We start from the raw sequence: 12,832 nt of genomic DNA, 5'->3' as shown, positions 1-12,832 counted from the left end.
CCTTCCCATTCTACTAGTGGAAAGTGTATCATGTTTTAGGAGATTTGAAAATGCCTAGTCTCCTAGCTTACTTGAGTGTGCCTGCTGATTTTACATCGGCGATAATTTCATCGTACGGTGTATTTTCCACTCCATTATAATCTTTCAGCACCTTGCCGTTCGGGCCTACTAACCAAAAAGAGGATTGATGAATAACTTGGTCCTGTCCCTCAGGTTTCTTTACGATCGCTTTAAAGCTCTTAAGTGCGAACTCCTCAATCTCACTCTGGCTGTATCCGGTGAGAAAATCCCAGTTATCAAACGATAATGGATAATTTGCGGCAAATTTCTTCAGCTGTTTAGGCTTATCGTTTTCTGGATCAACACTAAATGATATGATACGGACATCTATATTTTCGGCTTTCAGTTTTTTTTGCAGATCGGTCATATGGGCGGTCATTGGCGGACATATAGTTTCACAATTGGTAAAAATAAAATCCGCCAGCCAAACTTCTCCTTTTAAACTCTCTAATGAAACGTTCTTGCCGTCTTGGTTTTGAAATGTAAAAGGCTCCACTTCGTAATTGAGTGGATTTTTAATCTGCTGTTCTCCGCAGGCACACAAAAGCAGAAAAAACAGCCCCGCCATTAAACCTTTGATAACCTTCATGACATTCATCCTTTCAGCCAGCATAAAAACGCTTTCTAAAACCTGTCCTTACTGTCCCATATTTGTATTCGATACTGAGCAAAAAAAATCCTGCATGCCTCCCATTAACGATTACAAAGGAGGACATACAGGTAAAAAACGGCATGTTATGCGTTGTGCTTTAATATCTCTTGATGAAAAACGGCCTGATAGTCTGCCCACTTCATCCGGCGCTTCATATAATGTCGGAAAGAATACACTTTTGCCCTGCTGTTTGATGAAAACACTTCTTTTAAGTAGAATTGCAAATGGTGATGTAACATAAAGAAATAGTGCTCATCTTCCTTTAATACAGGTATTTCTGTCACTTTCACCTGAATCCCGTCACCGCGTTTGAACTCTAGGCTTTTGAGTAACAAGCTATCAATCCTCTTTTTTTGTTTTTCTTCTATTATATATGATGCCAGCCTGGCTGTCTGTCATTTTGCGCGGTTGCGAAAAAAAATTAGATCAGCAAATGGAATAAGTCCTCATCCTTATTCACCTCTACATAATGAAACGGTTTTTTGTTCATCCGTTCAATCAGCGGCCCATAATCGGCTTTGTTCTGCAGCTCGATGCCGACAAGAGCAGGCCCGTTGCTTTTGTTATTTTTCTTCGTATATTCAAACCTTGTAATGTCATCATTCGGCCCGAGGACTTCGTCAAGAAATTCGCGGAGCGCCCCCGCTCTTTGCGGAAAGTTGACGATAAAATAATGCTGAAGACCTTCAAAAATCAAGGAACGCTCCTTCATCTCCTGCATTCTTCCTATATCGTTATTCCCCCCGCTGACCACACACACCACATTTTTTCCTTTAATTTCATCCTTGTACAAATCAAGCGCTGCGACAGAAAGAGCTCCGGCTGGTTCAGCAACAATCGCACATTCGTTATACAATTCAAGAATGGATGTACATACTTTTCCTTCAGGGACAAGGAGAATGTCATCAACAACAGATTCCAGCGTCCGAAAGGTTTCCTCTCCAATTTTTTTAACTGCTGCCCCATCTACAAACTTATCAATTTTATCAAGTGTGACGACATGCCCAGCTTTGTTTGATTCAAAATAGGATGCCGCTCCCGCCGGCTCAACAGCAATTACCTTTGTATCAGGAGACACATTTTTCAAATATGTACCTACCCCTGAGAGAAGACCGCCGCCTCCGACACTTGCAAAAAGAAAATGCGGTTCTGCATCAATGTCGTTTAAAATCTCGACTGCGAGCGTCCCTTGTCCGGCCATCACATCCGGATCATCGAACGGATGGATAAACGTCCGAGATTCCGCCTCACAGCACTCTACGGCACTTTTATACGCGTCATCAAACGTATCGCCTGTCAAAATAATATCGATAAATCCTTTTCCGAATAGTTCAACTTGAGATACTTTTTGTCTCGGTGTAGTAGACGGCATAAAAATTTTTCCGTGAATGCCAAGATGTTTACACGAGAATGCCACGCCTTGCGCGTGATTTCCGGCGCTTGCACACACCACTCCGTTTTCTGTCTGCTCGCTGGAAAGCTGTTTCATTTTATGATAAGCCCCTCTGAGCTTAAAAGATCTAACAACTTGCAAGTCTTCACGTTTTAAATAGATATTGCATTCATATCTCTCAGAAAGTCTGTCATTCCTCTGCAAAGGTGTGTGAATGACAACGTCCTTTACGTTTTGATGAGCCTTCAAAATGTCTTTCACTTGGATGAGAGAGTTTTCTTTCAACAACGGTTTCATGTACAGATTCCTTTCTTGTTTTAAATCCCTATTTAATATGCCATTATAACACGAATATTCAAAAAATAAGACAATTATTTTTATTTAATAATTAAAAAAATACAGACTATGTCCACCACATCTCGTGGAAACTTCTGTTTAACCATTATCCCGCAGACTCAAGAAAAAAGATGATCGTAAAATAAAGGGTGTTTTCAGCCAAAAGGCATGATATAATGAAACCAATTAGAACCAAAAGGAGCCAATTGATGAATAGCGCACCAAAACTCAATACCTTTCAACAACTAATCGGAGAACATCAAACTTTCCTGGAAGCAAAGCGAATCGCCAAGCAGTTCTCATTATCGGAGCTTCCTGTCTTAATAACAGGAAAAATCGGAACAGGCAAAAATCATTTCGCACATGCCATACACTTAGAATCTTCGAGAAGCAATGAACCGTTTATAAGCGTCAATTGCAGCACGCATTCTGAAGAAAGCCTTATGCATGAGCTTTTTGGTCCTAACGGAAACTCAGGTGCTTTTCACAAAACGGCACGAGGAACCCTTTTTCTTGATGAAGTATGGCGCATGCCGGCTTCTGTACAAGCTCAGCTGTTAAAAGCGTTTGATTCAGACATGGAGAAGCCGCGAATGATCTGTGCTTCTGCAGACGGATCCGTGGAACATTCCTTCAGGCAAGACTTATTTTACAGGCTGAACATTTTAACGCTCACACTGCCCGAATTATCTGAACGAAAAAGCGATATACCGCTTTTAACACAATATTTCCTCTCAAATTCCGGGCAGCAATTGTTAATCGACCCCTCTGTTTTTCCGGTGCTTGAGCAGCATACATTTGAAGGCAATGTCAGGGAATTAAAAAACGCGGCAGATTATATGGCGGCAGTATCAAGCGGGGGAACGATTCATCCACATGACCTGCCGCCGTATATTAGAGGCGAGATAGACGGAAAAACGTCGAAGAAAAAAGCAAAGCTGCTGACTTTAATGGAAAAAGCTGAGTTTTTGTTTATTTTGGAAACAATAAAAGTATTGAATGAAAAAGGAGAACCTGCCAGCAGACGGATCATTTCTGAACACAGCAAAAATACCCAAACCTCGTTAACGCCACAGCAGGTCAGAAGCCGTCTCGACTATTTGGAGAAAAAGGACTATGTCACCAAAAGCCGCGGACGCGCCGGCACAAAAATTACCTTTGAGGGCTTGCGCTTTATAGAGACGTTAAAAAATCAAATGATTTAGCGATCGAAAGGAGAATGCACTTGTTTACAATGAAAGAAGAGATCGCCAATGCCATTACACACGGCATTGGTGTACTCTTATCCATCCCTGCTTTAGTGTTTTTAATCATATTCGCGGCTAATTACGGGTCTGCCTGGGATATTGTCAGCTTTACGATTTTCGGTGTCTCTATGCTGCTGTTATATTTGAGCTCTACACTGCTTCACAGCATCACACATAAAAAGACGAAGGACATTTTGGAGATTATCGATCATAGCGCGATTTACGTACTCATCGCAGGAACCTACACGCCTTTTTTACTCGGACCGCTGAAAGGCACACTCGGCTTTACCCTGCTGGTTATCGTATGGTCACTTGCCCTGGGTGGAATTGTCTTTAAAATTTTCTTCGTGAAACGCTTTATCCTACTGTCAACCATAGTGTACTTGATCATGGGCTGGCTGATGATTATTGCGGTTAAACCTTTATATGCTTCGCTGAGCGGAGCGGGATTCAGCCTTCTTTTTCTCGGCGGCATTCTATACTCTGTCGGAACCATCTTTTACATTTGGAAAAAGATTCCCTTCCATCACGCCATTTGGCACAGCTTCGTATTGGGCGGGAGCGCTGCTATGTTTTTCTGCGTGCTTTTCTATTGTGTAAAGGTACCGTTCCTTTCGTAACAAAAAAGCGCAGTCTTAACGACTGCGCTTTTTTATGCACGTAATTGTTTTTCATTGGCAGGTATATAAGCTTTTGAAAATGACAATTCAATGTCGGCTGGTTTTAAGCGTTTAAAAAGCGACCCCTTTTGCAGGTGCTCTGTTCCTTTCGTTTCCACCATCACTAACGGAAGTTGATAGCGGGCTGCAAGTTCTACAGGATCAATAGAACCATCTAGTGAAAGAATCAAGCTTTGCCCCTTTTCCAGCTGTTTTGTCACATTTTCATATACCTTCTCTGAATGACCGTCTGAAATCACATCCATCCGATCCAGCCATTGCCCGATAAAAGGCAAGCGGAACACTTTTGGGTTGGCGATAAAGCCGGCCGGTTCCTCAATATATCCAGCAATTAAGGCCAGTTCAGCCAAGCGCAAACGAGAGTGCACATACAAAACAGGACCTTGTGGGATTGGCTCTGGCTGATGGATTGTCACAACTGAACCGGAGATGCCAATACAGCCTTCCAAAAATGCCTTTGGCTGTTCGTACACAAGAGTCATCTGTTTTTTATATGACAGACGAGGGTCGAGCATTGTTTGATTAAATAATTGTTTCATATTTTTCAACAGCATATACACAATATAAACCATTAGAAAGCTGTAGCGAACCAATTAAAATCCTCCCGCTTTAGAAGAATTCTTTTTTTCATACACGAGAAATTCGTAATCATACGGGTTTTTTTCGTCCTTGATCCCCTGCTCAGAAGAAACCAGTTCCCAATCGCCTTCATTAAATTCAGGAAAGTGACGGTCACCTTCAAACTCGTGATGAATTTTCGTCATATACAGTCTGTCCGCATAAGGGAACAGGTCCGTATAGAGCTGAGCCCCTCCGATCACAAAGCATTCTTCAGAGCCTGAACAAATATCCAGTACATCCTGTAACGAACTGACAACCGTGCATCCCGGAAATTCTGAAGCCGGCGCTGATGTGACGACAATATTTTTCCGATTTGGAAGCGGACGTCCGATCGATTCAAATGTTTTCCGGCCCATAATGATTGAATGGCCCGATGTTACTTTCTTAAAGTATGCAAGATCATTGGGCAAATGCCACGGCAAATCATTGTCTTTGCCGATAAGCCTGTTGGCATCCATCGCAAAAATGAATGAAATCATACGCTGACCGCCCCTTTTTGCTCTAAAACATGTCTGCATAAATCCTTATACTGTTTCATTTTTTTCATCCTTTAAAAGTAGTCTTCTTGTAGTGTAACACAATAAAAAATCATTTCTGAACCCAGAAATGATTTTTTTATAGTCAGCTGACGACAGGCTTTTCATCCTGTTCTTTTTCTTCATCTTGCAGATCCTGATGCGTATGCGCAATTCTGCTCGCCGCTGCTGCAGCAAGAGCTGCCACAATATCATCCAAAAAGGTGTGAATACCGTCTGGACTTTCATCAAGTTCCTTAATAATACCAATCTTCTCTTTATCCAAATAACCGAAATTGGTCAAGCCGATCGACCCATACACATTAACGATTGAAAGCGGGATGATTTCATCTATGCCGTAAAGCGGTTCATCTGTTTCAACAAGATGCTGCAGCGGTTCGGGGAGAAGCTTCTGTTCTGCAAGCTGATCGAGTGCAAGTCCTGTCAAAACAGCATGAATAATTTCACGTTTGTTCAGGACTTTTTCTACATTCTCCATGCAAACACTGAGCGGCAGGTTGGGATTGTATTTTTCCTGAAGTTTTTGAACAATGCGTGCAATATCTTCTATCATAACGCCCCGTTTATTCAGCATATCTTTTGTTATATTGACCATTTCATTCATTGTGTACTTTTTCATGTCTAATGGCATCTCCTTTAGGCACTCATCCAGTTGGGAGGCGTGTTGCGGTCCCAGTAAATGCTCCCAAGCTCATGATGTGATTGAAATCCATCTTCTGCTGTATGATAATGAAAATTAAACCAGTAGCCGTCATGAGGCGGATGGTCTCTGCGCACATGGAATCTGAGAAGATCTTCTCCAGTTGTCCGATTGTAAACGTTGAATATTTTTTCCGTTTTGCCTGCTGAAGGCATGCTTGAGATCACAACATCTTGATACGCCTCATCATCTTGCAATGTCGCTAAATAATCACTAATCACATTTTCGATTTTTGGCAGGATCTCTTTCCGATAATCATCTTCAATGACCGGAGCGATTCTGCTGCCGAATTTTAAAAAGGACTGATCCTCAGCGCTGTCAAGGAGCTGTTCCTTGTACGATTGAAAAAGCAGTTCAGGATCTCGCCTGTCATCCGACTCATCATCGTACAGGTCATGCTCATCATAAAAAGCGGTGTAATCATTCTGCTCAAGACTGCTCGGCTGTCCGGAAGGCTTGTCCGCCATAAGAGCAGCCGGAGGAGATACGAGCCCGAACGTCACAATGGTAAATAAAACCACAAGGGTCTTTCTCATCCACAATTTCATGACTGCTTATTCCTCTCTATTTTATTGTCATGTTTCTCTTATTTTAGCACATCCAAAACATTCAAGTCATGTACTATATGAAACTGATACACAAATTAGGAGATTCGTTGCTATGCACTTTGTGTAAAAACGCTTACAATATTCTGTGAAAGGAGGCTTTCCGCATATGATTGACGCTCTGTTTGCCACAGTTTCACTCTTAACATTGTTATACTTTGTCGTCATGGAAGTCACCGATTAACAGAAAATCCCGTGGTATGAATCACGGGATTTCTTTACTTGCCTGAATGACACCATAATGGAACAGTGCTGTTTTTCTTTTTATGACATGAAAACCAAACTGTTCAAACCGCGGGCTTTTCCAGTGGTCTTTTAGCACAACACTTTTTCTGGCAATGCGTACCGCTTCCTTGATACACTCTTCGTGCAAAACGGAATCCTCAGCCAAATCGCGTAAAGGCGCAATACCGTCAGAGGTCTCTACAGGTTCATGAAACATTGGATCGAAGTAAACCACATCAACAGAGCCGTCAGGAAGCTGCTTGATGTATTCTAAGCAATCACCATTCTTTACCTGGATTCTTCTCATCGCTGCTTGAAGCTCTTCTATACCTGTTTCCCATGAATGCAGCCCCATTCTCACTAAAACGGATACAAGATGGTTTTTTTCCACCCCAACCACAGACCCCGTTTCGCCTACCGCCATACTTGCGATAATGGCATCTGACCCCAGCCCGAGTGTGCAATCTAAAAACGTATCCCCTTCCGATAAACCGGCAGCCCGAAGCATCGGCTCTTGCTCACCGCGTAAGAAGCGTTTGGCTCTGAACATCGCGGTATTCGGATGAAAAAAGAATTTGGCACCTTGTTTCGTAAATAGCTCAAATCGCTCTTTGCCGACCACAAGCAAATCACGTTCAGCTGACTTCAGCAGGTTTTCAACCGTTTGTTTATTTCGGCCGCAGTATGGCATATTTAGCTCTTTAGATAGCTGCTTTGCAGTTTTTATGGTGTGTTCAGACGGTCTATAGCTTGTTGTTATCATCTTCTGTACTCCCAAAAAGAAAATGCCCGGAAAACGGGCACTTAGCAGTGTGCATCAAAGGCAGCAGTCAGATTTTTCATAATTTCTTCCATGTCGTGTCCTTCAATTTCATGACGCGGAATAAAATGTACAACTTCTTTGCCTTTCAAAAGAGCCATTGACGGTGAAGAAGGCTCTTGGCCAGTAAAATACTCACGCATTTTTGCAGTAGCTTCTTTATCTTGGCCCGCAAATACAGTCACCGTATTGTCAGGCGTTTTGTCATTCTGGAGAACTGCCTGTGTTGCTGCAGGACGTGCAAGGCCTGCGGCGCAGCCGCATACAGAGTTAACGACTACAAGAGTTGTGCCCTCTGCCTTTTCCATAAAGTTTTCTACTTCTTCCGCTGTTGTTAACTCTTCAAAACCTGCTCCAGTGAGCTCGCGTCGCATCGGTACGACAAGCTGACGCATGTATTCTTCATAAGCCATTGACATAAAAAAAGCCCCCTCTAGTATCCTTCATCTGAAGTAAAGGATACTATAGAGAGGGCCGGATTTCAAATGTTCACGCCTTAAAATACAGAAGTAAGTGTCCTCACCTGTTAGATTTTCATGATACCGCCAGTGTTGGCACTTGTCACAAGCTTAGAATAACGTGCCAGGTAGCCGGTTTTCACTTTTGGTTCAAAACCTTTCCAGTTTGCTTTCCGTTTTTCCCACTCTTCTTCTGGCACTTGTACATCCAAGATGCGTTTTTCAATATCAACGATAATATGGTCTCCATTTTCAACAAAGGCAAGCGGTCCGCCCTCAGCGGCCTCAGGGGATACGTGACCGATGGAGAGCCCACGGGAGGCTCCGGAAAAACGTCCGTCCGTAATCAATGCCACTTTTGGTCCGAGTCCCATTCCAACGATTTGAGATGTTGGCGCCAGCATTTCCGGCATGCCAGGTCCCCCTTTTGGCCCTTCGTATCTGATGATGACAACGTCGCCTTCTTTTACTTTTCGGTTGATAATGCCGTCAAGTGCCTCGTCCTGAGAATCGAATACGACAGCCGGCCCTTCGTGTCTTGTAATCCCATTCTGTACGCCGCCCGTTTTAATGATTGCGCCGTCCGGAGCCAGATTACCAAATAAAACAGCAAGACCGCCCTTTTCAGTAAATGGCTGATCCAATGGATGAATAACGTCATAATCCTTTATTTCATGTCCCGCAATGGTTTCTCCAAGAGTTTTTCCTGTAACAGTCAGCGCATCTAAATGAAGCGCTCCTTCTTTCTTGGAAAGCTCATTCAGAGCCGCTGACACGCCGCCCGCTTCATGAAGATCTTCAATAAACACATCCGAAGCAGGCGCCAGCTTGGCCAAGTGCGGCACGCGCTCAGCGACTTCGTTAATGCGTTCTAAAGAGTATTCAACGCCGGCTTCGTTTGCAAGAGCAAGCGTATGAAGAACGGTATTTGTAGAACCTCCGAGCGCCATATCGAGTGCAAACGCGTTATCAATCGCTTTTACAGTAACGATATCACGCGGTTTGATATCTTTGCGAATCGTTTCCATTAATTGCGCAGCCGATTTTCTCACAAACTCTTTGCGTTCCGGAGATGTCGCCAGAATGGTTCCATTACCCGGCAAAGCAAGACCAAGTGCTTCTGACAGACAGTTCATTGAGTTCGCCGTAAACATGCCTGAGCAAGACCCGCACGTTGGGCATCCGAACTGCTCTAGTTCTTGAAGCTCGTTTTCATTGATTTTTCCTGCTTGGTAGGCGCCTACCCCTTCGAATACTGAGGAAAGGGAGATTTTTCGTCCGTCACTTGTTCTTCCTGCTGCCATCGGCCCGCCGCTGACAAAAATCGTCGGAATGTTGATGCGCATTGCCGCCATAAGCATTCCCGGCGTGATTTTGTCGCAGTTCGGAATACAGACCATTCCGTCAAACCAGTGTGCGGATACAACCGTTTCCACAGAGTCAGCGATGATTTCACGGCTTGGCAGCGAATATCTCATACCAATATGCCCCATCGCGATGCCATCATCTACTCCAATGGTATTAAATTCAAATGGCACGCCTCCTGCTTCCCTGATTGCTTCTTTCACAATTTTTCCAAATTCCTGCAAGTGAACATGACCGGGAACGATATCAATGTATGAATTACACACCGCGATAAACGGCTTGCCGAAATCCTCTTCTTTTACACCAGCTGCACGAAGCAAACTGCGGTGCGGAGCTCTATCGATTCCTTGTGTGATCATGTTACTGCGTAATTCTGCCATGGTGATCCCCCTAAATTCTTTCAATTGTTAGATTGGATTTTATTTTAACAATTTTCAGTTTATTTATGGACTGTTTTTGCGAAAAAGATAATTTCAGGCCGCCCTCGCCTTGGTTTGTTCTTTTGTGTTTTTATATTTATATAGCTTTCTGTCGATTTGAACCCTCCAACTATTAATATTGTTACTTACTATAAATAGTTTTCGAATATTTTTCAACAATATTCGAAATAATTTTTATAAAAAGTGAATTCACATAAAAAAGGTGCATGATCTGCACCTTTTTCACCTCTATTCACCTTTTTTTCTGCTCTCTGTCATTTGTTTCCAAACAGACCCTTTTGCTTCTTCTCCATGTTCAATACGCTCAAGCGCCATTTTCACTTGAAGGCTGACCTCAAATTCGGGATCATCTTCGGCAGCGCGCAAAGCTTCAATTGCACTTTCATCGCCGACTTCGTACAGGAACATAGCCGCACGCCAACGAACAAGCTTGCTGGAGTCACTTAACGACTTGATCATAGCAGGAATGGCTTGAGGATCGCCGATATCAGACAGGCAGTCTCCGGCCGTTCTTCTGACTGAGACCGCTTTGTCCTCAAGTGCTTTATACAATAGAGGAAGAACATCAGGTGTTTCAATCATTCCTAAGTACACAACAGCCTGTCTTCTGATAGACACCTTTGGATCATCCAATGCCTTCTGTAAAACCGGGATATCCTCTTCTTTTGGATCCATCTGTTCCAGATGCGCATAACGCTTTTTCCAGTCCTCATCATCAAGCATGTCGAGCGTTACTTTATACGCTTTGCGCTGTACTGCTTGTTTTGCTTCGCTCTTTCCTTGAGCGGCTGCTTCTGTCAGTCGTTTCAGCCGTTCATCACTGTATGCCGCCTGAAGCTCTTCTGTCACGTCATGGCCGATTTCATTAAAGTCGCCGAATCTGACACCTTGTTCTTTCCAGGCCCGTTCAAATACAACATTTGAAGCCTCAGATCTGAGTTTTAAGATCGCCTGCTGAAAGCGCTCAGGTAAGCCGAAGCGCTCTTCCCGCTCCCCATCCGTCAATTTAACTTGCATAGGAATGCCGCTGAACATCTGCACAAAAACTTTTACCTCTCCAAAAGATTCTTGTTCAGAGCGGTTTTCTTCTGCGCTTTCAGCACTTTCCATCCCAAATGCAGTGCGGACTTGCGGTAAAATGTCTTTCCAGTCGTATCTTGCATTCCGTTCAACAGCTAGAAAATCTGCGACGTGATATACCCCTTTAACTCCATCTATTTTAAGGATTTCCGCTATAACGGGCGGTGCGCCTTCTGCTTGCTCAGGTTTATAGTTATTGCTTTTGCCCGCCGGAAGCTCTTCCGTTAAGATGACTTTCATTGTATTCGGGCTTGGTGTAGGTTCAATTGATTTTATCTTCATGATCGTCCTCCTATAGCATATCTGTGACTTATTCTATCACAGTCGTTCCAAGCCTTCTATTACGATGTTTTGGCATCAATCCCGGGTATGTCTTTTTCTAATTGGCGGACAAACTGAAGCATAAAATCGTGTCTTTCTTCTGCCAGTTCCCGTGCAGTGTCTGTATTCATCATATCTTTCAGCCGCAGCAGCTTATGAAAAAAATGAGCGTAGGCGCTTTGATCATCTCCATAAAGGCCATACCCTTTTGCGCCCGCAAACATGAAAGCTCTCGCAATGCCGACAGCACCAATCGCATCAAGTCTGTCAGCATCCTGTACAGCTTTTCCTTCAATTGAGAGCGGCTCCTTCGCCAATTTCCCCCTGTCCCGAAAGGATATCCTTGTTATAATATGAATCACTCTGTCAGCATCCTCTTTTCCTACCCCGAAAAAAACGAGCTGATCATACACTTCGCTCACAGAAAGCCTGACCGTGTCAGGCAGCTTCACATCAATTAAATCATGAACCAAAGCTGCCGTTTCAACAATGAACAAATCCGCTTTTTCCTTTTCTCCAATATACTCAGCAAGATCTGCAACTCTTGATACATGATGATAATCATGTCCAGAGCTTTCGCCAGTCAGGATAGATTGAACCCATGTCCTGATTTGCTCTGCCTGCTTCAATTTCTTCACAAAAACACCCTCTTCATTGCCCTAATAGCTTCACGATAGCATCTTCCAGCTCTTTCGGATTTGTATTTGGTGAATAACGGCCAACGATTTCTCCATTTCTATCCACTATAAATTTCGTGAAGTTCCACTTAATTGCCTTAGTTCCCAGCATTCCTTTTGCATGCTCTGTCAAATACACAAACAGCGGATGGGCGTTTTTTCCGTTTACATCCACTTTTGAAAACATGGGAAACGTAACACCGTAATTTGTTTCACAAAATTCCTGTATGTCAGCCTCTTCTCCAGGCTCTTGGTTCATAAATTGATTGCAGGGAAACCCTAAGATCTCAAGCCCCTCCTGCTGATATGTATCATATAATTCCTGCAGCTGCTTCAATTGGGGAGTAAAACCGCACCTGCTTGCAGTATTCACGATCATCAGTACCTTTCCCGTGAAAGGCTGAAGTGTCATGTCTTTCCCTGTTATTGTACGTACTTTCATATGATATATAGACATGTAATTCCCTCCTATGTCCCTGGTGAATATTTTATCTTTTTTAAATTTCAATTCAAAATGTAAACATCAATTAAGAAACTTGACGACATGAGCAGTCGTTTATTTTCAATTCCTAGGGTTCGTTTTTATCTTATCATTCTATAAAACATTTCAATTCCC

At 43.2% G+C, this 12,832-nt stretch carries 15 protein-coding genes; 2 read left to right on the top strand and 13 right to left on the bottom strand.

Going from position 1 to position 12,832, the window contains the following annotated elements:
• Positions 1-67: 67 nt before the first annotated feature.
• The 3 genes from scuA to ilvA all read right to left on the bottom strand — a co-directional run bounded on the left by scuA (position 68) and on the right by ilvA (position 2,402).
• Positions 68-649 (bottom strand): cytochrome c oxidase assembly accessory protein ScuA, encoded by a 582-nt coding sequence (scuA, locus tag BFW96_RS09380; RefSeq protein WP_069839439.1) that lies wholly within the window; start codon positions 647-649, stop codon positions 68-70.
• A gap of 146 nt (positions 650-795) precedes the next feature.
• Complete coding sequence (locus BFW96_RS09370; protein ID WP_069839267.1) at positions 796-1,047, bottom strand: YpmP family protein; 252 nt, start codon at positions 1,045-1,047, stop codon at positions 796-798.
• Between the two features lie 86 nt (positions 1,048-1,133).
• Positions 1,134-2,402: a threonine ammonia-lyase IlvA gene (ilvA, locus tag BFW96_RS09365; RefSeq protein ID WP_014664327.1), complete on the bottom strand. Its 1,269-nt coding sequence runs from the start codon at positions 2,400-2,402 to the stop codon at positions 1,134-1,136.
• A gap of 248 nt (positions 2,403-2,650) precedes the next feature.
• On the opposite strand from ilvA, the gene BFW96_RS09360 reads away from it, so the two are divergent.
• Positions 2,651-3,646 (top strand): sigma 54-interacting transcriptional regulator, encoded by a 996-nt coding sequence (locus tag BFW96_RS09360; RefSeq protein WP_069839266.1) that lies wholly within the window; start codon positions 2,651-2,653, stop codon positions 3,644-3,646.
• Between the two features lie 20 nt (positions 3,647-3,666).
• On the top strand, positions 3,667-4,308 hold the full coding sequence (gene trhA / locus BFW96_RS09355; protein ID WP_014664329.1) for a PAQR family membrane homeostasis protein TrhA: 642 nt from the start codon (positions 3,667-3,669) through the stop codon (positions 4,306-4,308).
• Positions 4,309-4,340: 32 nt separating this feature from the next.
• Here the strand turns inward: trhA and BFW96_RS09350 are convergent, their stop codons facing one another.
• The 10 genes from BFW96_RS09350 to BFW96_RS09305 form a co-directional block, all read right to left on the bottom strand.
• Positions 4,341-4,961 (bottom strand): lysophospholipid acyltransferase family protein, encoded by a 621-nt coding sequence (locus BFW96_RS09350; RefSeq protein ID WP_069839265.1) that lies wholly within the window; start codon positions 4,959-4,961, stop codon positions 4,341-4,343.
• Positions 4,962-5,468, bottom strand: coding sequence for a dihydrofolate reductase DfrA (dfrA, locus tag BFW96_RS09345; protein ID WP_069839264.1), 507 nt, complete (start codon positions 5,466-5,468; stop codon positions 4,962-4,964). It abuts the gene before it with no gap.
• Positions 5,469-5,610: 142 nt separating this feature from the next.
• Positions 5,611-6,144, bottom strand: coding sequence for a phosphatidylglycerophosphatase A family protein (locus tag BFW96_RS09340; protein ID WP_040082840.1), 534 nt, complete (start codon positions 6,142-6,144; stop codon positions 5,611-5,613).
• A gap of 17 nt (positions 6,145-6,161) precedes the next feature.
• Positions 6,162-6,773 carry a YpjP family protein gene (locus BFW96_RS09335; RefSeq protein ID WP_009967559.1) on the bottom strand — a complete coding sequence of 204 codons (612 nt, stop codon included), beginning with the start codon at positions 6,771-6,773 and terminating at the stop codon, positions 6,162-6,164.
• Between the two features lie 262 nt (positions 6,774-7,035).
• Complete coding sequence (locus tag BFW96_RS09330) at positions 7,036-7,818, bottom strand: class I SAM-dependent methyltransferase (RefSeq protein ID WP_069839263.1); 783 nt, start codon at positions 7,816-7,818, stop codon at positions 7,036-7,038.
• Between the two features lie 41 nt (positions 7,819-7,859).
• Positions 7,860-8,294 (bottom strand): bacilliredoxin BrxA, encoded by a 435-nt coding sequence (gene brxA, locus BFW96_RS09325; RefSeq protein ID WP_003230794.1) that lies wholly within the window; start codon positions 8,292-8,294, stop codon positions 7,860-7,862.
• A 107-nt stretch (positions 8,295-8,401) separates the two neighbouring features.
• The gene (gene ilvD, locus BFW96_RS09320) at positions 8,402-10,078 is read right to left on the bottom strand and encodes a dihydroxy-acid dehydratase (RefSeq protein ID WP_040082837.1); all 1,677 of its coding nucleotides are present in this window, start codon (positions 10,076-10,078) and stop codon (positions 8,402-8,404) included.
• Between the two features lie 288 nt (positions 10,079-10,366).
• Positions 10,367-11,500, bottom strand: a complete 1,134-nt coding sequence (locus tag BFW96_RS09315) for a conserved virulence factor C family protein (protein ID WP_069149754.1) — start codon at positions 11,498-11,500, stop codon at positions 10,367-10,369.
• Positions 11,501-11,559: 59 nt separating this feature from the next.
• Entirely contained in the window at positions 11,560-12,177 is a 618-nt protein-coding gene (gene hdhQ, locus BFW96_RS09310) for an Mn(2+)-dependent (deoxy)ribonucleoside pyrophosphohydrolase (RefSeq protein ID WP_069839262.1), read from the bottom strand.
• A 13-nt stretch (positions 12,178-12,190) separates the two neighbouring features.
• Positions 12,191-12,673 (bottom strand): glutathione peroxidase, encoded by a 483-nt coding sequence (locus BFW96_RS09305; protein ID WP_040082835.1) that lies wholly within the window; start codon positions 12,671-12,673, stop codon positions 12,191-12,193.
• Positions 12,674-12,832: the final 159 nt, after the last annotated feature.

This window comes from Bacillus sp. F56, assembly GCF_001748205.1.
Lineage (GTDB): Bacteria > Bacillota > Bacilli > Bacillales > Bacillaceae > Bacillus > Bacillus stercoris.
This window is presented reverse-complemented; position numbering and strand designations above follow the sequence as displayed.